This is a genomic window from Nonomuraea sp. NPDC050394 (assembly GCF_044459065.1).
Lineage (GTDB): Bacteria > Actinomycetota > Actinomycetes > Streptosporangiales > Streptosporangiaceae > Nonomuraea.
On record NZ_JBITIO010000012.1, the window covers coordinates 68,095 to 89,137 of the forward strand.

The following is a 21,043-nucleotide window of genomic DNA, read 5'->3' on the forward strand; positions in this document are numbered from 1 at the left end:
CCTGACCTCACTCCTCCATCAGCGCCGCCGCCTCCTCCTCCGAGAGCCGGTCGATCTCCGCCGCCAGGTGCGCCTCCACCGCCGCCGCCAGCCGGCGGACCGTCCGGGTCAGGAAGAGCGTGTTGAGCGGCAGTTCGATCTCCAGCTCCGAGCAGATCCTGGCCACGACCCGGGTGCCGAGCATCGAGTGCCCACCGAGGTCGAAGAAGTCGTCGTCGATGCCGAACCCGTCCCTGCCCAGGACGTCGGTCCAGACGTCGTGGACCAGTTCCTCCGCGGCCGTCTCCGGCGTGGTGGCCGTGGCGGTGGCGGGGGCGGCCTGGGGGGAGGGGAGGGCGGCGCGGTCGAGTTTGCCGTTGGGGAGCTTCGGGAAGTGGCCGACCGGCACGTAGAGACTGGGGACCATGGTGGGCGGCAGGCGGTCCCGGAGGTAGGCGCGCAGCTCGGCCAGCGGGGCCCGGTCGTCCACGTAGGCGACGAGGGCGCGACCGCCGGGGGCGTCGTCGCGGACGGCGGCCACGGCGCGGGTGACGCCGGGGTGGGTGGTGAGGGCGGTTTCGACTTCGCCCAGTTCGATGCGGACGCCGCGGACCTTCACCTGGTCGTCCACCCGGCCGACGAACTCGAGCGTGCCGTCGGGCCGGCGGCGGACCAGGTCGCCGGTGCGGTAGAGGCGGCCGCCGGCCGTACCGAAGGGGTCGGGGACGAAGCGGGTGGCGGTCAGGGACGGGCGGCGGTGGTAGCCGCGGGCCAGGGCGTCGCCGCCCAGGTAGAGTTCGCCGACCACGCCGGGCGGGAGCGGGTCCAGGCCCGGGCCCAGGACGTAGGACGTGGTGTTGGCCACGGGGCGGCCGATCGAGATGGCCGTGTCGCCCGGGTGTACCCGGTGGGTGAGGGACCAGATGGTGGTCTCGGTGGGGCCGTACATGTTGTGGAGCTCCCGGGTCTTGCCCAGCAGGCGGCGGGCCAGGGGGAGACCGAGGGGTTCGCCGCCGCTCAGGATCTTCGGCAGGCCGTCCGGGAGGTCGTCGATGATCTCCTCCAGGACCGACGGGGGCGCCTGGACGGTCGTCACGTCCGCCAGGAGCGGGGTGAGCTTGCCGTACGGCGGGGCGACCACGACCGCACCTCCCCGCAGCAGCGGCCCGAAGAGTTCGAGGGCGGCGATGTCGAAGGAGAGCGGCGTCAGCAGCAGCACACGCTCGGCCGCGGGGAAGGCCAGGCTCTCGACCAGGTTGACCACGCCCCGGTGCGGGACCATGACGCCCTTGGGCACCCCGGTCGAGCCGGAGGTGTAGATCACGTACGCGAGGTGGTCGAGCGTGACGGCCGGCAGCGGGCGGTGCTCCGCAACCTCGGCGGCCAGGTCGGTCAGCAGGGCCACTCCGGGCAGACGGCCCGCCAGTTCCGGGGTGGTGAGCGCGAGCTCGGTCCCGGAGTCCTCCAGCATGAGGCGCAGCCGCTCGGCCGGGTAGCGCGGGTCGAGGGGGACGTAGCAGGCACCGGACTTCAGGACGGCCAGCAGGGCGATCACGAGGTCGGCGCCGGGCGGGAGGCAGACCGCGACCGGGGACTCAAGTCCGACGCCGCGGGAGACGATCGCCCTGGCCAGGGCGTCGGCGTGGGCGTCCAGCTCGGCGTAGGTCAGGGTGCGCTCCTCGTGCGCGACGATCACCGCGGGGGCGTCCGGGCTTTCGGCGGCGCGTGCCGCCACGAGGTCGTGAAGGGGCGAGGAGGGGTATGGCAGGCGCGCCCCGTGCCAGGCGCCGGCCACCTCGGAACGGCGGGAGGCGGGCATGAGCGGCAGCCGCGACAGCGGCAGGGACGGGTCGGCGGTGGCCGCGTCGAGCAGGGCGAGGTATCCCTGCGCGAGCCCGGCGATCGTGGCCGGGTCGTAGAGGTCGGTGCTGTACTCCAGCCACCCGCTCATCTCGCCCTGCGCGTTCTGCAACTCCAGCGTGAGGTCGGTCTTGGTGGTCCCGGTGCCGATCTGGCCGCGTACGTCGAAGGGGAGCTGGTTGAAGGCGACCTGGTAGAGCGGGGTGCGGGCGGGGTCGCGGGGCGGGTTGAGCGCGCCGACGATCCGGGCGAAGGGCACGTCCTGGTGTTCGAGCGCCTCCAGGACGGTGGTGCGCACGCGGTCCAGGGCTTCGTCGAAGGTGGGGTCGCCGCCCAGGTCGGTGCGCAGGGGCAGGGTGTTGACGAACATGCCGATGAGCGGGTTGAGCTCGTCCTGGTCGCGGCCGGCCACGGGAGAGCCGATCACGACGTCGTGGTGGCCGCTCCAGCGGGCGAGCAGGGCGGCGAAGGCGGTGAACAGCACCATGAAGGGGGTGGCGCCGCGGCGCATGCCCAGTGCCGCCACCCGGGCCGTCAGCCCGGCCGGCACGGTGAACGGGTGGTTGGCTCCGGCGTAGCCGAGTTCGGCGGGGCGGGGGTGGTCGGCGGGCAGTTCGAGGGGAGCCGACCCGGCCAGGCGCCGGCTCCAGTACGCCAGGTCGTCCTCGAAGGTCTGCTCGCGCTGCCAGACGGCGTAGTCGGCGTACTGGACGGTCAGCTTGGCGAAGCGGGGGGCGCGCCGCTCGCGCAGCGACAGGTACGCCTCGGTCAGGTCGGCGCCGAAGATCTCCGCGGACCACGCGTCATAGATGGCGTGGTGGAAGACCTGGACGAGCCGCCAACGGCCGCCGCCGAGCCTGACCAGCCTGGCCCGCCACAGCGGCGCCCGGTCGAGGGCGAACGGCTCCGCGGCGTCCCGTGCGGCCAGCGCCGCCAAAGCCCCCTCGTCATCGGTCAGGTCGGTGCAGGCCAGCCGTACCGGGATCTCGGGAGCGATGAGCTGCATGACCTTCTCCTCGCGCAGCTCGAAGCGGGTGCGCATCGGCTCGTGCCGCTCGGCCACCAGCCCGAGCGCCCGCTCCATGAGCGCGGGCTCGACCTCGCCGAGCCGCTCCAGCCGGGAGATGCCCGCGATGTTGTACAGGGGCAGGCCGGGCAGAAGCGTGGTGAGGAACCAGACCCGTTCCTGCGCGGAGGATGCGGGGAAGGCGTCTTCGGTCACAGACATGCGCGAATCTCCCGGGTGATCGGCTCCAGCGCGCTGACCTCGCCGAGGGTGGCCAGCCAGTGCCATTGGTCCAGCGCGTGGTAGAGCCGGTAGAAGGCCAGCCGCTCGGCCCAGTCGCCGGGCAGCGTGCCGTACCCGTCCAGCAGGGCGCGGCGGCGGGCGGGGTCGTCCTTGACCGCGAAGTAGTCGGTGCGGGCCAGGTCCATGAGGGGGTCGCCGGCGAGCGCGTTCTCGACGTCGATGACACCCGTCAGCTCCCATCGCCCGTCGCGCTGGTCGGCCATGACGTTGCGCTCATGGAAGTCGTGGTGGAGCAGGACGGGCGTGGTGCAGCGCTCCAGCAGGCGGCGGTCGGCGCGCACGCGGGCGACGAGCGCCGCGTGCACGCCGGGGTCGCCGCCGAACTCGGCGAACTGGGCGACCTTGAGGTCGAACTGGCCGCCGAGGTAGGCGGCGTTCGTGGGTTCCTGGACCCCGTCCAGCGGGCCGTACGCGGTGAGTTCCACGCTGTGCACGGCCCGCAGCAGGCGGCCCATCTCGTGGTAGAGCCGTTCGACGGTCTCGGCGTCGAGGGAGGCGGAGACCTGCGAGAGCGGCCGGCCGGGGATCTTCGTCATCACCAGGTACGCCTGGGGCAGGTCACGCTTGGAGTCGTCGGCCAGGACCACGCCGGGCGCCGCCGCCCCGGTAGGGCCGAGCAGCTCGTACACCCGCTGTTCCTTGCGCATGCGGTCGGTGAACAGGCCGGGGTACAGCTTGAAGATCAGCTCGCGGCCCGGTGTCCTGACCTCGTACACCGCGCTGATCTCGCCGCCGGTGCGCAGCAGGACCCGCTCGACCGGCTCCCCGAGCAGGCGGGCCGCCGTGTCCGCGCTCAGCGGCATGGTCAGCGCCTTGGCGAAGGCGGGCGCGCTCCAGGCGAGGCTGACGGTGTTGCCCGCGCCGGCCTGCAGCGCCCGCGCGCCGACGAGGTCGTCGGGATCGGCTTCCGGCACCTCCCGGTCGAACCTGGCCAGGACCGGGATCCGCATCGACACCAGCGCGTGTACGGCGATGCCCAGGCCGAGCAGGACGTACATGAACCCGATGCCGCGCCCGGGTCCCACCCCGATCACCGCGCCGACCGTGGCGGCCAGGGCGCCGTCCGGCATGAGCAGCGGCTCCAGCACCCGCTCGCCCAGCGGCGCGACCACGGCCATGCCGACCGGCAGCGTGGACCAGGAGATCATCTGGTTGAACGCCATGACCCGGCCGTGGAAGCGCTGCGGCACCTTCACATGGATGATCGTCATGAAGACGCCGTTGACCACGGACAGGCTGCACCACAATCCGAACGCGCCAAGACCGACGGTCAGCGGGGAGGCGTACGCCCCGGTGACGACGGCGAACAGGCTGAGTCCCAGGGTGCCCAGCAGCACGGCGCGCATGCGGCGACGGCGCGGCCCGCCCCACAGCGCGACGATCATGCCGCCGAGCGTGGCGCCCAGGCCGCCGACGAACGCGATGCGCCCGGCGGTGCCGAGGTCGGAGAACGACAGCACCAGCGGTGAGATCGACATCAGCACCGCGGCCAGCATGACGTTGAGCACGGCGAAGTAGAGCAGCGCGGCCCGCAGGTGCCGGTTGCCCAGCGACATGCGGAAACCACCGGCGATCTCGGCGGCGAGCGTTTCGCGCCGCTCCAGCCCGAGGGTGGCGGGGAAGCGGATGACGGCCAGCGCGCCCAGCATCACGCAGAACCCGGCGACGTTGATCGCCAGGATGCCGCTCAGGCCGACTCCGGCCAGGAGCGCGACGGCCAGGAGCGGGGCGACGAACTGGGAGGTGCCGAGGAGCATCTGGACCACCCCGGCCGCGTGCCCGAGGTAGCGCTTGGGCACGAGCTGCGGCAGCGCCGCGGAGTAGGCGAGCCGCTGGAAGACCATCATGACCGAGAGCGTCGCGACGAGGGGGTAGATGTGCCAGGTGGCCAGGGTGCCGGTCCACAACAGCGCGCCGAAGATCAGCTGCACGCCGCCGGCGAGGCTGTTGCCCAGCGCCATCATCGCGCGTTTGCCCGACCGGTCGACGATCGCGCCGAGGAGCGGGGCGGCCAGGACGCCCGGCATGATCGCCAACGCGACCAGGAGGGCGAAGTTCAGCAGGGATCCGGTCGTGGTGTACACCCAGATCGGGATCGCGAAGTCGGTGATCGCCGTGCCGACCAGGGCGACGAGCTGGGCGGCCGACACGCTCAGGAAGCGCCGCATGCTCGGGGGCGGTGCCTGCTTCGCCGGCTGTTCCCGTTCCGTCTCCTCGACCCACCATCGGGCGGCCGGCCCCCTGGCGGAGCGGTTCAGCGCGGCGGTCGAGCCGTACTCCATCGCGATGTGCGTGTTGGTGAGGATCTGGGCGAGGTCGTCCGCGCGGTACTTCAGGTAGTAGTGGCCGGCTTCGCTGAGGACGACGAGCGCGGTGGTGGGCGACAGGAACCGCCACTCCCGGTAGCGCTCGCGGTAGTAGTCGGTCGCCGGGTCCTGCTCGCCGACGACCGCGATGACCGGGGCGCGCAACGGCTCCGCCCGCTCGCCGAGCATGCGGGTGAACGACTCCTCCGCGATCAGTGTGTCCCGGCGCTGGTTGCGGACCATGAACTTGACCTGCTCCTCGTCCAGGCCGGAGATGTCGTTGCCCATGGCCTTCATGCGGTTCTCGTAGGTACGGTCGCCGCGCAGCCGGTCGGAGCGCAGCAGCCTGCCCAGGGGCCCGGCGATGCGGCCCTGCGGCCGGGCGAAGGGGAAGATGGCGCCGATGTAGACGGCCTGGAGCTCACGGCCGGCGGCCTCCAGGCGCCGGGCGACCTCGGCGGTGACGGCGCCGCCGATGCCGCAGTGGCCGTACAGGGCGATCGGTCCCTCGATGCCGTCGAGGATTTCGCGCACGCACTGGCCGATGACCTCGTCCAGGGGCATCACCGGTTCGTCGGGGCGCCCGGGGTCGTGGCCGGGGAAGGCCATGGAGTACAGCGCGCACTCCTCCGGCAGGGCGTCGGCCAGCGGCTGGTAGACCAGGGCGCTGCCGCCGCCGTAGGGGAAGCAGACGAGCGTGAGCGCGGGCGTGGCGCGCGAGCGCGTGAGGCGGTGCAGGAGCTCGCGCGGCGTGTCCTCGTCCGGGGCGGGGCCCTCGATGAGCTCGGCCAGCGCCCGCACGGTGGAGTTCCGGAACAGGTCCATGACGCCGACCGAGCGGCCTTCGACCGGTGCGAGCAGCTTGCGCAGCCTGGCCACCACCTGGATGGCGACCAGGGAGTGCCCGCCGATCTCGAAGAAGTCGTCGTCGGCCCGGATGCCGGTCAGGCCGAGCAGTTCGCCCCAGATCCCGGCGACGGCGATCTCGGCCGGGGTGGTGGGCGGGGCGCCGTCCCCGGCGGTCCGGGTGGGGGCGGGCAGCGCGGCGCGGTCCACCTTGCCGTTGGGACTGAGGGGCAGCGCGTCCATGGTCACGTAGGCGCCCGGCACCATGTGGTCGGGCAGGATCTCCTTCAGCGCCGCCCGGAAGCCGGGGTCCGGGGCGTCGGTGACGACGTAGGCCACCAGGCCGTCCGCGCCGGCCACGACGAGCGCCTCGCGCACGCCCGCCTGCTCACGCAGCACGGCCTCGATCTCCCCCAGTTCCACCCGCTGGCCGCGGATCTTGACCTGGTTGTCCAGCCGGCCGAGGAACTCCACGGCGCCGTCGCGCCGCACCCTGGCCAGGTCACCGGTGCGGTACAGGCGTGAGCCGGGCGGGCCGTAGGGGTCGGGCACGAAGCGGTCGGCGGTCAGCGCGGGCCGCCCGTGGTAGCCGGGGGCCACCTGGACGCCGCCGATGTGCAGCTCACCGGGCACGCCGGACGGCACCGGCCGCAGCCGCGCGTCGAGGACGTGGATACGGGTGTTCTGTACCGGATGACCGATCGGAATCCGGCTATCGCCGGGCGCGCATCGCCAGGCGGTGACGTCGACCGCGGCCTCGGTGGGGCCGTAGAGGTTGTGTAGTTCGGTGCCCGGCAGGCGCTCGAAGAACCGGGCGGCGACGGCCGGCGGCAGCTCCTCGCCACTGCAGATGACCCTCTTCAGCGAGGCGCAGCGCTCGACGCCCTCCTCCTCCAGGAAGGCGGCGAGCATCGACGGGACGAAGTGCATGGTCGTCACGCCGCTGCCGATGATCAGGTCACGCAGGTAGGCGGTGTCCCGGTGCCCGCCCGGCTCGGCCACCACGAGGCGGGCCCCGGTGATGATCGGCCAGAAGAACTCCCAGACGGAGACGTCGAAGCCCGCGGGCGTCTTCTGCATGACCGCGTCCGCGCCGCCCAGGCCGAAGCGGCGCTGCATCCAGTCCAGGCGGTTGACGATGGCGGCGTGCGTGTTGGGCACACCCTTGGGGCGGCCGGTCGAGCCGGAGGTGTAGATCATGTAGGCCGGGTGGGCCGAGGTCAGCGGCGTGTCCGTCGCGGGGCGGGGCGCGTGGACCGTCTCCTGTGGCAGCAGGATCGCGGCCTGCGCGTCCCGCAGCATGAAGTCCAGGCGGTCGCGCGGGTAGTCGGGGTCCAGCGGCACGTAGGCGGCGCCCGCCCTGACCACGGCCAGCAGGCTCACGACCAGGTCGAGCGAACGCTCCATGCCGACCGCGACCCGGGCGCCCGGTCCCGCGCCCCGTTCGCGCAGCCGCCCGGCCAGCAGGCCCGAGCGCCGCTCCAGCTCGGCGTAGGTGAGGCGCTCCCGGCCGTACTCCACCGCGACGGCGCCGGGCGTACGGGCGGCCTGCTCCTCGAACAGCGCGCCCAGCGTCTTGTCTCCGGGGTACGGCTCGCGCGGCCCCTCGGCCAGCGCCAGGAGGTGTTCGTGTTCCCGCGGGGTCAGCATCTCCAGGTCCGACACCCGTGTGTCCGGCCCGGCGACGGCGGCGCGCAGCAGGGTGGCGAACCGGGTGCCGAGTTCCTCGACCGTGGCCGGGTCCAGCAGGTTCCGGTTGTAGACGAACAGCGCGTCGAGCCCGTCGTCGCGCTCGGTGAGGAACAGCTCCAGCTCGTAGGGCGCGGCCTGGGCGGTCAGCGGGTACGGCTGCGCCGCCAGTCCCGGCCAGGCGAAGCTGTCCTCATCATAGCTCTGCAGGGCGAGCGCGGCCTGGAAGACGGCGGTGCGCGAGACGTCCCGGGCGTGCCCGAGCTCCCCGACGAACTGCTCGAAGGGCAGCCGCTGGTGGCTGAAGGCGTCCAGGGTGTTCTGCCTGACCCGGGTGAGCAGTTCGGTGAAGGTGGGATCGCCCTCCAGGTCGGCCCGCATGGCCAGCATGTTGACGAACATGCCGATGAGGGGTTCGAGCTCGCTGCGCGGGCGCCCGCCGACCGGCGTGCCGACGGCGAAGTCGGTCTGCCCGCTGTGGCGGCCGAGCAGGACCTGGTAGGCGGCCAGCACGACCATGTACAGCGTCGCGTCGTGCTCCCTGGCCAGGCGGTTGGCGGCGGCCAGCAGGCCGGGGCCGAGCCGGAAGGAGTGGGAGGCGCCATCGAAGGTGGCCACGGCGCCGCGCCGGCCGTCGATGGGCAGGTCGATGGGTGGCACGCCGGCCAGCCGTTCGCGCCAGTAGGCCAGGTCGGCCTGGTCGGCCGGGCGGGTGCGCTGCCAGAGGGCGAAGTCGGCGTACTGCAGGGTCAGTTCGGGCGGGGTCTCGCCGGCGTAGAGCGTGCGCAGTTCCCCGGCCAGGATCTCCAGCGACCATCCGTCGCCGGCGATGTGGTGGAGCGTCACCAGCAGGATGTGGTCGTCGTCGGCCAGGCGGACGAGCGCGGCGCGTACGGGCGGTTCGGTGGCGATCACGAAGGGGCGGGCGAGTTCGGCGCCCAGGAGGTCGCGGGCGTGCGCCTCGTCGGTGGCGGCCAGCCGCCGCAACTCGACGTGTCCGATATCGGACACCTCCACGCGGGGCCTGCCGTCCGCGTCGGCCGGAAATCGGGTGCGCAAAATCTCGTGCCTGGACACGACCGTTTCAAGCGCCCGGTGCAGTCGTTCATCATCGAGGCTGCCGCGCAGCCGGAGGACGAAAGGGATGGTATAGGCGGCTGTGCCCGGAGCGAATTGCTCCATGAACCACAGGCCCTCCTGGGCATAGGACAAGGGGATCTCGACACCCGGCTCGCGACGCGGGATGCCCGCTGACTTGCCGGTGGACCGGCGGCGGAGGCGTTGCTCCAGCAGAGCTCGCTTGGTGTCGGAAAGCTGGATTTCGTCTGAGGACAGCCCCGCCGAGGATGTCACCACTGCCTCACTTCCTTGGTGAACGCCACATTAAACGAGATTCATACACATTCACCACACGCCTGACAATCACTACTTTCCGTCACGCCCTTTGCCGGTTTTGTATGCGTCCGAAATGGGCGTTGACTTGGAATTATGTCCTTGGCTATAAGGATTTATCCGGACTCTAGTGAATGCCTGGTGAACCATTGAGTACGGCGTTCCCATTGCCAGCCGACGCCCAGCTCTTCCGCCTCCCCACCCTCCGCAAGCCGGCCGCCCACCTCGACGGCCACGGCACCACCTCCGGTTCCGGCCGCGCCACCCGGCGGATCGCCGCAAGCCCGTGCCAGGACCAGGCCCACAAGGAAAGAGTGAGACATGACCGAACCGACGGTCGAGCCCATCGCCGTCGTCGGGCTGGCCTGCCGGCTGCCCGGCGCGGGGGATGTGCCGCAGTTCTGGCGCAATCTCGTGGATGGCGTGGAGTCTGTGCGTTTCTACAGCCGGGATGAGCAGGCCGGACTCGGCGTGCCCGGCTACCTGCTGGACGACCCCAACTTCGTCCGGGCCTCGTCCATCGCCGCCGAGTACGGCGCCCTCGACGCCGCCTTCTTCGGAATGTCGCCACGCGAGGCCGAGCTGCGCGACCCGCAGCAGCGCCTCTTCCTGGAGCTGGCGCACACCGCGCTGGAGGACGCGGGCTACGACCCGGCCCGCTACGACGGCGAGATCGGCGTGTACGGCGCCATCGGTTCCGACGAGTACCAGTGGCTCTACATCCGGCGCGACCGCAAGACCCACGCCTCGGCCGGAAACCTCGCCGTCTACGTGGGCAACCACCCCGACTACCTGGCCACGTTCGTCTCCTACAAACTCGACCTGCGCGGCCCCAGCCTGACCCTGCACACCGCCTGCTCCTCCTCGCTGGTGGCGGTGCACGTGGCCTGCGAGGCGTTACGGGGCGGGGAGTGCGACATGGCACTGACCGGCGGCGCCTCCTTCGAGCTGCCGCCGGAGTGGGGCTACCTGTACCACCAGGACGGCATCTACTCGCCCGACGGCCACTGCCGCGCCTTCGACGCCTCGGCTCAGGGCACCATCTGGGGCGGCGGGGGCGGCATCGCCGTACTCAAGAGACTGTCCGACGCGGTCGCCGACGGCGACCACATCCGCGCGGTCATCCGCGGCAACGCCATCAACAACGACGGCTCCTCGAAGGCCGGCTTCTCCGCGCCCAGCTCCGAGGGACAGGCCGGGGCGGTCGCGGGCGCGCTCGCGGTCGCCGGCATCGACCCGCGCACGATCACGTACGTGGAGGCGCACGGCACCGGCACCTCCGTCGGCGACCCGATCGAGGTGAGCGGGCTGAGCGCGGTGTTCGGCCGCGACACCGACGACGTGGGCTGGTGCGCGATCGGCTCGGTCAAGACCAACATCGGCCACCTGGGCCCGGCCGCCGGCATCGCCGGGCTGACCAAGACGGTCCTGGCGATCGAGCACGGCCAGATCCCGCCCACGCTCAACTACGAGCGGCCCAACCCGCGCATCCCCTTCGGCACCAACCCGTTCCACGTGGCGGCCGAGCTGACCGAGTGGAAGTCGAACGGCGTGCCCCGCCGCGCGGGCGTCAGCTCCTTCGGCATCGGCGGCACCAACGCCCACATCGTGGTCGAGGAGGCGCCGCCGCTCCCTCCGGTCGTCCGTGAGCACCGCGGTCAGCACCTGCTGCGGCTGTCGGCCCGCACGCCGTCCGCGCTGACCGCCATGACGGAACGGCTGGCCGCCCGCCTCGCCACGGAGGACCTCGACCTGGCCGACGTCGCGCACACGCTGCGTACCGGCCGGCGCCGGTTCAAGCACCGCGCGGTCGTCGTGGCGGGCAGCCACGAGGAGGCCGTACGGGCACTCGGCGACCAGCGGCGCCTGGTCAGGGGCGCGGCCGGCAACCCGCGCGTGGCCTTGCTGTTCCCCGGCCAGGGCGCCCAGTACGAGGGCATGGGCAGGGAGCTGTACCAGACGGAGGCGGTCTTCCGCGACGCCGTCGAGGAGTGCGCCCGGCTGCTCGGCTTCGACCCGCTCACCCACGACGCCGAGGCGCTGCGGCGCACCGAGCTCACCCAGCCCGCGCTGTTCACCATCGAGTACGCGCTGGCCCAGCTCTGGCGCTCGTGGGGCATCGAGCCGGCCGCGATGATCGGCCACAGCATCGGCGAGTACGTCGCCGCCACCGTCGCGGGCGTCTTCGACCTGCCCGGCGCGATCCGCCTGGTCGCCGCCCGCGGCAGGCTGATGCAGAGCACGCCGGCCGGCTCGATGCTGGCCGTCCGCCTCGACGAGCGCGAGGTACGGCCCGGCCTGCCCGACGGCCTGGTGATCGCCACCGTCAACGGCCCCGGCACCTGCGTGGTCGCGGGGCCGGAGACGCTGGTCGCCGAGTACCGCGACAGGCTCACCGCGCAGGGCGTCACCTCGACCGCCTTGCGCACCTCACACGCCTTCCACTCGCCGATGATGGACCCGATCGTGGGTGAGTTCCACCAGCTCGTCGCCGCCACCGAGCGCCGCGTGCCGGCGCTGCCGTTCCTGTCCAACGTGAGCGGCACCTGGATCACCCCCGGGGAGGCCGTCGATCCGGCCTACTGGGCCCGCCACCTGCGCGAACCGGTGCGGTTCGGCGACTGCGTGGCCGCGCTGGCGGCCGAGGGCGAGTGGCGGCTCGTCGAATGCGGCCCGGGCCGGCAGCTCTCCGGCCTGATCAGGAGCCAGCTCCCGAAGAGCGCGCCGAAGCCGCTGCCCAGCCTGCCCGGCCCCGCCGACTCCGGCTCCGACCTGCGGGTGCTGTACGCGGCGGCGGGCGCGCTCTGGGTCGCCGGCGCGCCGCTGGAGGCCCCCGGCGAGCCCGGCCGCCGGGTCCCGCTGCCCACCTACCCCTACGAGCGCACCCGCCACTGGGTGCCGATCACGGCCGACCCCGAGCTGATCTACCCCAGGTCGCCCAGGACCGGCGCGCTGCCGATCGAGCAGTGGTTCAACCTGCCCACCTGGCGGCAGACCCCGCGGCCCGTCTCCGGCGCGCCGCTGGGGGAGCGCCTGCTCGTGTTCGCCGGACCGGCGAGCGAGCCGCTGACGGCCGCGCTGCGCTCGGCCGGTGCCGAGGTGGTGACCGTCCGCGTGGGCGAGGCGTACGGCGCCGCCGACGGTTCGTTCACCATGCGCCCGGGATCCCGGGAGGACTGCGAGCGCCTGCTGGCGGAGATCGGGACTCCCGGGCACGTCGTCCACGCCTGGGCCCTGGACGCCGGCACGGCGGAGGAGGACGGCTTCTACACCCTGCTGGCGTTGTTCCAGGCGCTGGCCCAGTCGGAGCGGGAGAAGGAGGTCCGCCTCGACGTCCTCACCGAGGGCGCGCAGAACGTGCTCGGCCACGACGTCCGCCGGCCGGAACACGCCACCGTGACCGGCATCGCGAACGTGCTGCCGCTGGAGGCGCCGTGGTTGTCGGTGCGCCACATCGACGTGGAGTCGGCGGCCGGTGACCTGGAGGCGCTGGTGGCCGAGCTGGCCGGCGCCGCGACCACACCGGTCGTCCTGCGTTCGGGCCGCCGGTGGACGCAGCACCACGAGGCCGTCGAGCTGCCGCCGTCCCCCGACCCGATGGCCGGGCTGCGCGAAGGCGGCGTCTACGTCGTCACCGGCGGCCTGGGCGGCATCGGCCTCACCCTGGCCGAGGACCTGGCCACGCGTACCCGCGGCGCCGTGGTCCTGCTCAGCCGTACCGGCACGCCCGGACCGAGGGCGCGGGCGGCCATCGCGCGCATGGAGGCGGCCGGAGCGGGGGTGCTCGTGCTCGCCGCCGACGTGACCGACCCGGAGGCGCTGCGCCGGGTGCGCGCGAGCGCGCTGGAGCGCTTCGGCCGCGTGGACGGCCTGGTCCACGCCGCTGGTCTGCCCGGTGGCGGCATGGCCGAGGTCAAGGACCCCGCCGACGCCGCCCGCGTCATGGCGCCGAAGATCGCCGGGACGCGGGCGCTGCGCGACGTCTTCGGCGACCTGGACCTCGACTTCGTCATGCTCTGCTCGTCCGTCACCGCCGTGGCGGGCGGCTTCGGCCAGGTGGACTACTGCGCCGCGAACGCCTTCCTCGACGCCTACGCCGCCACCTGGCCCGGACGGGTGCTGTCGGTCAACTGGGGCGCCTGGCTGGAAGTGGGCATGGCCGCGGAGGTCGAGGCGCCCAAGGTCTTCCGCGCGCTCCAGCGCGGCGACCGGACCAGCCCCCTGGCGCACCCGCTGCTCACCGAGCTGCACGAGCCGGGCGACGGCCGCCTGGCCTGGTGCGGCGGCAGGATCTCGCCCGCCACCCACTGGGTGCTGGACGAGCACCGCCTGGCCGGCGTCCCCGTCCTGCCCGGCACCGGCTACCTCGAGTGCGCCCGCTTCGCGTTCACCTCCGTGGTGGCCGCACCCGGACCGGAGCACGTGGTCGAGCTGCGCGACGTGGCCTTCACCGCGCCGCTGCCGGTGTCCTCCTCCGCCGAGCTGCGGGTGCTGTTCACCGCGACCGGCGAGGGTGCCGACTTCGAGGTGGTCAGCGTCGCCGGGGGCGCCCCGCGCACCCATGCGAGGGGTAGCGCCGCCTGGGTGGCCGGTGCCGCCGCAAGCACGGCCGACCTCGCCGGGATCCGCGCCCGCTGCTCGTACGGCACGCGCACGGAGAACATGTTCGCCTCCGCCTCCGGCCTGGTCACCTTCGGCCCGCGCTGGCGCAGCCTGCGCTCGGTCGCCCAGGGGGCGGGGGAGGAGATCGCCCTGCTGGAGGCGGCGCCGGAGACCGCCGCCGAGCTCGGCGGCTACGGCCTGCATCCGGCGCTGCTCGACGAGGCCACCGCGTTCGTCAGCGCCGCCGGGGAGCACAGCTACCTTCCCCTCGGCTACGGCCGGCTCACCGTGTACGCGCCGCTGCCGGCCAGGGTGTGGAGCCACGCCGTACACCGGGAGGGCGGCGGCGAGGTCATCGCCGTGGACCTCACGATGTACGACGACACCGGGCGGCCGGTCGTGGAGATCTCGGAGTTCGTGCTGCGGCGGGTGGACGTCGAGTCGGTCACCCAGAGCGTGGGCGAGGACGACGGACAGCCGGAGGTGCCGGAGAAGTCGGCCGCCGCCGGTGTCGCGCTCGACCGCGAGGGCGCCCAGGCCGGCATCCTGCCCGCGTTGGGCGCCGACGCCTTCCGCCGCCTGCTCGGGCACGCGGTCGGCACCCAGGTGGTGGTCAACGCCACACCTCTGGCCGAGTTCGTGGCCGGGGTGCGTACGCTCACCAAGGAGACCCTGGAATCGGCGCTTCCCACGGGCGGCGCCGCCGCCGAGGACGGCGAGCAGGACGACACCGGCTACGTCGCGCCGCGCGACGGGGTGGAGGCCGCGCTGGCCGCGCTGTGGTCGGAGGTGCTGGGCACGCCGCGGGTCGGCATCGAGGACGACTTCTTCGAGCTGGGCGGCAACTCGCTGGTCGCGGTCCAGCTCATCTCACTGATCCGCAAGAAGCTGGGCGTCCGGTTGCCGATGCGCAGCCTGTTCAGGGAGGCGACGGTGACCGGGATGGCCGCCCTGGTGGCACAGGCCAGGACGGAGGGCACGGCACCGCCGTCCACCGGCATCACAGCCCAGCCCAGGAACGCCCGCGGCTGAGCACCGTCCCACGCCCGGCCCTTCGGGCGCTCGCGGCCGGTGACCGGTCGCGAGCGCCCGGGGCGGCGGTACCGGAAGGCCGGAGCGCACCACCCCCGAGATCCCGGAGAACGTCCGCCGCGCGATGCAACATCTTCGTCCCTTCGGTCGTCTGGGACATGACGACCGAAGGGACGACACGTGGACGACGAACCCGGCTTCGACGACTTCGTGGCAGAGCAGACGGACGCCCTGCTCCGCTACGGATACGTCCTGACCGGCAACCCTCATGACGCCGCCGACCTGGTCCAGGAGGCCCTGGTACGGCTGTGCGGCGCCTGGCCGGGGGTGGGACGCAAGGACAGCCCGCACAGCTACGTCCGGACCACGATGGCGCGGTTGCACATCAGCGTCTGGCGGCGGCGCAGGCGTGAACACCTCACCGGAGAACCACCGGAGCGGGTCCACCACGAAGTCTTCCTTCCCGACGAGGAACAGGGCCTGTGGCAGGAACTGGCCGCCCTGCCCCGCGGGCAGCGTGCCGTGCTGGTGCTGCGCTCCTACGAGCGGCTCAGCGACGCCGACATCGCCAAGGTGCTCGGCATCTCTTCCGGAACCGTGCGCAGCCAGGCCTTCCGGGGCCTGGACAAGCTGCGTTCCTCCCTTTCCTCCTCACCGGCGACCCATGGGAGCCTGCGATGACCGACCTGGAAGAGAAGCTGAGCCGCGTTCTTTCCGGGGCCGCGCATGGCGCGCCGCGGGCGCCCGCCGGGATGGTCGCGACGGTCAAGACCCGCCATCGCCGGCGTCGGGCCCGGACCGCCGCCGTACGCGCGGCCGCGGCCGTGGTCCTGGTGGCCGGCGGGGTGGGCGCGGTGGTGAGCGCCCTGGGGGCGTCGGCCGGGCCGTACCCCGTGGTCAGCGCGACCGGCGAGGCGGGGCCGCGGGCGGACGGGATTCCGCCGCCCATCGGGACGGTGTGGCCGCGGGCCGTACACAAGATCCCGGTCAAGCTGCCCGACGGCCGCGCGTACCATCCGCAGCTGCTCCTCGACGATCGCACGCTGCTGGTCATGACGGGCGTGTCCGACGGGGCGCGTCAGTTCCTGTGGAGCTACGACCTGGGCACCGGCAAGCCCACGCGGATCGCCGAGATCCCCGCGACGAAGGGATCGGCGATCTTCCCCGACGACGTCGCCGCCGATGGCGGCCACATCGTCTGGTGGGCGTCCCACAAGGAGGCGGGCCGCCCGCGCGTCGCCCGGATCTGGACGGTACCGGCCGCCGGTGGCCGGCCTCGGGTGGTGACCGACGTGCCGCTCGGAAACGTCATGAAGCAGGGGCATATCGACGGGTTGACCGTGACGGGCCAGGACGTGGTCTTCGCGTACGAGAAGGGCGGGGTCTACCGGGTGCCCCTGAGCGGGGGCTCGCCGCGGCCGGTGAAGGGCGCCGAGCGGCACCACATCCTGCGGTGGCCGTGGGTGGGCGTCCATCACGGAAAGGCGATCTTCCGCGAGCTGCTCAACGCCGAGACCGGTGAACGGCGCGACGCCGTGGTCAAGGCCGGCGAGGAGGTCAGGTGCGGCCTCGAGCGGTGCGCGGGCGTTGCCGTGCGCTACAGGACCGTCAAGGTCGAACGCCCCCGCGACCGCTCCGGCAAGGAGATCCGGTGCGGCAGGCGGCGCTGCCCGGACACGGTGCAGTCCCAGACCATCCTGCGAAGATTCGTCCGCGACCGCGACGGCTCCCGGGAGCGGGAACTGCCGCGCACCTTCCAGCTGGGAGACGACGCCGGTTTGGAGCGTTTCTTCAAGGTCACGCTGCGAGGACCGGGCAACCGGGCCGTCCTGACGCTGTACGACGCCGACACCGGCAGATCCGCGGATCTCGGCATCCGCCCGGATACGGAAGGAAACATGACGATCCCCGACGGCGGCCTGGACCGCCTGATGACCTACCCGATCAAGAACGAGATGTACGTCCTGGACCTGGCCGCGATCACGTAGGGGCTACGGCGTCCCCGGCGACCAGGCCCGCGCCCCGCCGGGCGTGCCCCGTGGCCGGGCCCGGGAGCCCGAAGCAGAACAAGACAGCCGGCCGGACCTCATCGCCGGCGCTCACAGGGTGCCCGGAGTTGACGGCGGGGGGCCGGTGTCGCCGGTGCGGGAGCCGAGAAAGGCGGCGATCGCACGATGGAGCCCGGCGGCCCCGCTGCCGGGATCGGCGCCGGCGGTGATGACGTCGGCTTCCCTGCGCAGCACGGAGGCGATGGTGCTCCATTGACCGCGGGTCAGCGTGAGGGTCACGGTGCGGCCGGGGCGTGGCCCGTGCCCCACGCCTTCCGCGTCGGCGGGCCAGTCGGGCAGCGCGGCCAAGCCGAGAGCGCGCAGCTCGCGCAGGCTCCGGCCGTGGTCGTCGGCGAAGACGGCGCTCGCGTTGTCCAGCGCGGCATCGATGACCAGCCAGTGATCGACCGACATCGTGATCGCGATCAGGTCGCCGCCGCTGGTGGTCATGGCGGCGATCCTGCCTCATCCCGGCCGGGAACACCATGACCTCAGGAGCCCACCCAGGGTGGGCTCCTGAGCTCGTCGCGCGGCTCTCCGGGCGGGCTCAGAACCACGTCCCGGCGGCGGCGAAGCGATCGCGACAGGGGAAACGCGGTCTGATCCCGGGCCGGCGCCCTGCCGTTCCAGGCCGCGGAGTACGGACTGATTTACGGAGGCCGAACAGGCGCTTCTACCGTGATGGCGCCACGGGTCATGGCGTCGTGGTGGTTACCAGGCGGGGCCCGCGTAGGGCTGCGACCACAGCGCGATCTGCAGGGTGACGGCCTTGAACCAGGCCTGGAACATGGCCTCGACCTGGTCGTCGTCGTGCCCGTCCGCGGCCAGGAAGGGCCGGATCGTCGCGGTGATCGGGTAGATGAACGCGATGAGGTAGCGCAGCGGGATGTCGGGCACCGAGTCGGCCCGATCGGTGTGGTTCTTCTTCTCCCGGGTGTGCCGCAGGGCGATCTCGTGCTGGTAGGCCAGCCAGCGCTCGTCGTGGGGACGGGTGCAGGTGTCGGTGATCCAGCGGCCGAAACGCGCCCGCACGCGCGTCAGGTACTCGCCGATCGGCTCTCCGTCGGGCGTGGAGAAGTAGGCGAGCAGGTGGGGGTGTGAGCCGACGAAGCCGTACCAGACGTCGAGGATCTGCTCGATCTGCCCGCCGAGGACGTCTCCGGCGGTCTTCAGCGCGGCCTGGTCGTCGGGGCCGAACAGGACGCCGGCCCGCAGCCTGGCGAGGTCGTCCAGGGTGACCGGCGACGCGGCGAGCGCCGGGTCGTCGTGGGTGTATCCGGGGATCGGGCTCGTGGTGCTCATGGTGCTCCTTGTCGAGTCGGCGATCGGGCGTGGATGGGGTTCCGGGGCACAGGACCCGGCGGTAGAACCCGGTCCTGCCACCGCGCGGGGTCGCGGCGGCAAGGTCGCGGATGCCGTGGCAGGCGGCCGGCTTGTGGCAGGGTCGGCGCGGCTGGGTCACCTGCGGCACGACGGTCGCGATGGTTGTGTCGTCTCCAGGAAGCATGCCACAAGATTGGTAGGAGTCCTACCTACTTTGCCCGGTGTGATGCCGCACCGGTGTTCGGGCAAGACCGCGAGGAAGGCGTCGAACGGCACATCGCCCACGGCGGAGAGGGCGTGCGCGGGGCGATCGGCTCGCCGGCTACGCCGTGGCCGGCTCGTGTTCGGGGCAGTCGATCCGCAGGCCGGCCAGGGGCAGCGGCGCCCGCAGCAGGTGGCAATGGTGGGGAGCGGCGGGGTCGGCGTGGGCGTGGGACTCGAAGAAGCGGCAGGTCGTGCACGTCCGCACGACGCTCACCACGCCCCGGCGCTGCAGGTCCGCGATCACCCGCAGCAGGCTGTGCAGCGTCGTCGCCCGGTCGGCGACCGGCAGCTTCGCGAAGGCCTCCAGCAGCGGCCCGTCCCATGGCGCGAGCCGCCGCGCGACCTCCCGGCCGCCGTCGGTCAGGCTGAGCAGCCGCCGGCGCCCGTCGGGGCCCGGCGAGCGCGCCACGAGTCCCTTGCGCTCCAGCGCGGCGACGGCGTCGGACAAGGTCGGCGAGGTGACGTCGAACTCCGCGGCCAGCGCGCTCACCTCCCGGCGGGCAGCGGGCACGCGGACGAGGGCGAGCACCGTCTGCTGCTGCAGCGCAGACAACCCGTGCTCGCGGGCGCTGCTCTGGGCCAGCGAGCGCAGACCGTGCCCGAGGCGCTCGACCGCGTCGGCCAGCCGCCGTTCCAGGTCTCCCGCGCCGTGCTCCAGGCTGCCCATGCCGCCGGTCTCCGTCACATGCTCGGTCATGCGCCCGCCCATAAAGATAGGACTCCTAATCCCAGTCAGGATACCTTTCGGCTGCCGGGGTCAGGTGGAGCGGCGGGTCCGGGCCGCGGCCGGTCCGAAGCGCCGGCGGCTTCGGTCAGGTCCAGGTGAGCCGTTCGGTCAGCAGCGCCTGCTGGGCGGGGTTGGCGGTCAGCTCCAGCGCCCGCTCGTCACAGGCCCGCGCCTGCCCGGCCCGGCCCAGTTCGCGGAGCAGCTCGGCGCGGGTGGCGTGCCAGAGGGCGTAAGTGGCCAGGTCGTGCTCCAGCGCGTCCACCTCGGCCAGCGCCACCGCGGGGCCGTGCACCTGGCGCACGGCGATCGCGCGGTGCAGCCGGGTGATGGGCGAGGGAGCGAAGTGCGCGAGCATGTCGTAGAGCACGAGGATCTGCGCCCAGTCGGTGGCGGCGAACGACGGCGCCTCCGCGTGGCAGGCCGCGATCGCCGCCTGCAGCTGGTACGGCCCCGGCCGCCGGTGCGCCCGCGCCGCCCGCGTCAGCAGCGTGGCCGCCCGCTCGATCGCCTGGTGGTCCCAGCGCGAGCGGTCCTGGTCGGCCAGCAGCACCAGCCGGCCGCGGTCGTCGAAACGGGCCGGACCGCGGGCGCGGTGCAGCCGGATCAGCGCCAGCAGCCCGGCCACCTCCGGCTCGCCGGGCACCAGATTGGCCAGTAGCGCGGCCAGCCATTCGGCGTCGTCGACCAGGTCACGCGCCTGAGCCCGCTCGGGAGTGCTGGACAGGTAGCCCTCATTGAACAGCAGGTAGACGACCGACAGCACCGAGGCCAGCCGCTCCGGCAGTTCCTCGGCCGCTGGGACACGGTAGGGGATGCCGGCCTCGCCGATCTTCTTCTTCGCCCGGGTGATGCGCTGGGCCACCGTCGCCTCCGGCACGACGAACGCCGCGGCGATCTGCGCCACCGACAGCCCGCACACCACCCGCAGGGTGAGGGCGATCCTGGCCTCAGGGGCCAGCGCCGGATGACAGCAGGTGAAGATCAGCCGCAGCCGGTCATCGGCCTCCTGCGGCTCCGGCCGGCGCAGCTGGGCCAGCTTGGCCCGGTAGTTCGACTCGCGCCGCAGCACGTCCAGGCCCCGCCGCCGGGCGACCGTGTACAGCCACGCCTGCGGCCGGTCGGGAACGCCCTCCACCGGCCAGCGCCGCAGCGCCGTCTCCACCGCGTCCTGCACCAGATCCTCGGCGGCCGAGAAGTCGCCCAGCAGCGAGATCAGGCTCGCCGCCAGCCGGCCCGCGTGCTCGCGCAACACCCGCGCGAGCACGCGCCCGCTGTCGCCGTCCGGGCACTCCCCGGTACGTGCGGGCGGGTCCACGGAGCCGGTCATGAGACGGGGCGGATCTCCACGATCGGGCACGCAGGCCAGGAGCGGGCCAGCTTCAGCACCTCGTCCAGATCAGCCACCTCGACCTCGGCGATCCCGCTCACCACCTCCTTGCCCTCCATGTACGGCCCGTCGGTGACGACCGGCTCGGCACCGTCCAGGCGCATGGTGGTGGTGCTGTGCACCGGCGCCAGATGCGCGTGGTGCGTGATCACGGCGGCGTTGTCGGTGAACCACCGGCCCACCGCCTCATAGGCCTCACGCCGCTCCAGTTCGCCCATCTCCTCCAGTTGCCGGGAGAACCCCTCGGTCTCGATGAACATCAGCACGTACTTCATTCCC

The 21,043-nt window shown here is 72.8% G+C and carries 10 protein-coding genes and 1 pseudogene; 3 read left to right on the forward strand and 8 right to left on the reverse strand.

The annotated features are described in order from the left end of the window. Positions 1 to 7: 7 nt before the first annotated feature. On the reverse strand, positions 8 to 3,067 hold the full coding sequence (locus ACIBKY_RS37550) for an amino acid adenylation domain-containing protein (protein WP_397104424.1): 3,060 nt from the start codon (positions 3,065 to 3,067) through the stop codon (positions 8 to 10). After that, positions 3,058 to 9,345 (reverse strand): amino acid adenylation domain-containing protein, encoded by a 6,288-nt coding sequence (locus tag ACIBKY_RS37555; RefSeq protein WP_397104426.1) that lies wholly within the window; start codon positions 9,343 to 9,345, stop codon positions 3,058 to 3,060. Before ACIBKY_RS37555 ends, ACIBKY_RS37550 begins: the two co-directional genes overlap by 10 nt. Positions 9,346 to 9,702: 357 nt before the next feature. Here ACIBKY_RS37555 and ACIBKY_RS37560 point away from each other — a divergent pair, with 357 nt between their 5' ends. The 3 genes from ACIBKY_RS37560 to ACIBKY_RS37570 all read left to right on the forward strand — a co-directional run bounded on the left by ACIBKY_RS37560 (position 9,703) and on the right by ACIBKY_RS37570 (position 17,003). After that, a complete protein-coding gene (locus ACIBKY_RS37560; RefSeq protein WP_397104428.1) occupies positions 9,703 to 15,015 on the forward strand; it encodes an SDR family NAD(P)-dependent oxidoreductase in 5,313 nt (1,770 codons plus the stop codon). Positions 15,016 to 15,195: 180 nt separating this feature from the next. Next, a complete protein-coding gene (locus ACIBKY_RS37565) occupies positions 15,196 to 15,696 on the forward strand; it encodes a SigE family RNA polymerase sigma factor (RefSeq protein WP_397104430.1) in 501 nt (166 codons plus the stop codon). Beyond that, positions 15,693 to 17,003 (forward strand): TolB family protein, encoded by a 1,311-nt coding sequence (locus ACIBKY_RS37570; protein ID WP_397104432.1) that lies wholly within the window; start codon positions 15,693 to 15,695, stop codon positions 17,001 to 17,003. Before ACIBKY_RS37565 ends, ACIBKY_RS37570 begins: the two co-directional genes overlap by 4 nt. Positions 17,004 to 17,114: 111 nt before the next feature. On the opposite strand, the gene ACIBKY_RS37575 is transcribed toward ACIBKY_RS37570, so the two are convergent. From ACIBKY_RS37575 to ACIBKY_RS37600, 6 genes and pseudogenes are all read right to left on the reverse strand, one after another. Then, a complete protein-coding gene (locus tag ACIBKY_RS37575) occupies positions 17,115 to 17,513 on the reverse strand; it encodes a hypothetical protein (RefSeq protein WP_397104434.1) in 399 nt (132 codons plus the stop codon). Between the two features lie 261 nt (positions 17,514 to 17,774). Continuing rightward, entirely contained in the window at positions 17,775 to 18,365 is a 591-nt protein-coding gene (locus ACIBKY_RS37580; protein ID WP_397104436.1) for a protoglobin domain-containing protein, read from the reverse strand. A 49-nt stretch (positions 18,366 to 18,414) separates the two neighbouring features. Beyond that, positions 18,415 to 18,570 (reverse strand): annotated as a pseudogene (locus ACIBKY_RS37585) (MOSC domain-containing protein); the annotation flags it as partial. Between the two features lie 138 nt (positions 18,571 to 18,708). Then, positions 18,709 to 19,347: a MarR family winged helix-turn-helix transcriptional regulator gene (locus ACIBKY_RS37590; RefSeq protein ID WP_397104438.1), complete on the reverse strand. Its 639-nt coding sequence runs from the start codon at positions 19,345 to 19,347 to the stop codon at positions 18,709 to 18,711. A 115-nt stretch (positions 19,348 to 19,462) separates the two neighbouring features. Further along, entirely contained in the window at positions 19,463 to 20,704 is a 1,242-nt protein-coding gene (locus tag ACIBKY_RS37595; RefSeq protein WP_397104440.1) for an RNA polymerase sigma factor, read from the reverse strand. Next, a complete protein-coding gene (locus ACIBKY_RS37600; RefSeq protein WP_397104442.1) occupies positions 20,701 to 21,039 on the reverse strand; it encodes a YciI family protein in 339 nt (112 codons plus the stop codon). Before ACIBKY_RS37600 ends, ACIBKY_RS37595 begins: the two co-directional genes overlap by 4 nt. Positions 21,040 to 21,043 lie beyond the last annotated feature (4 nt).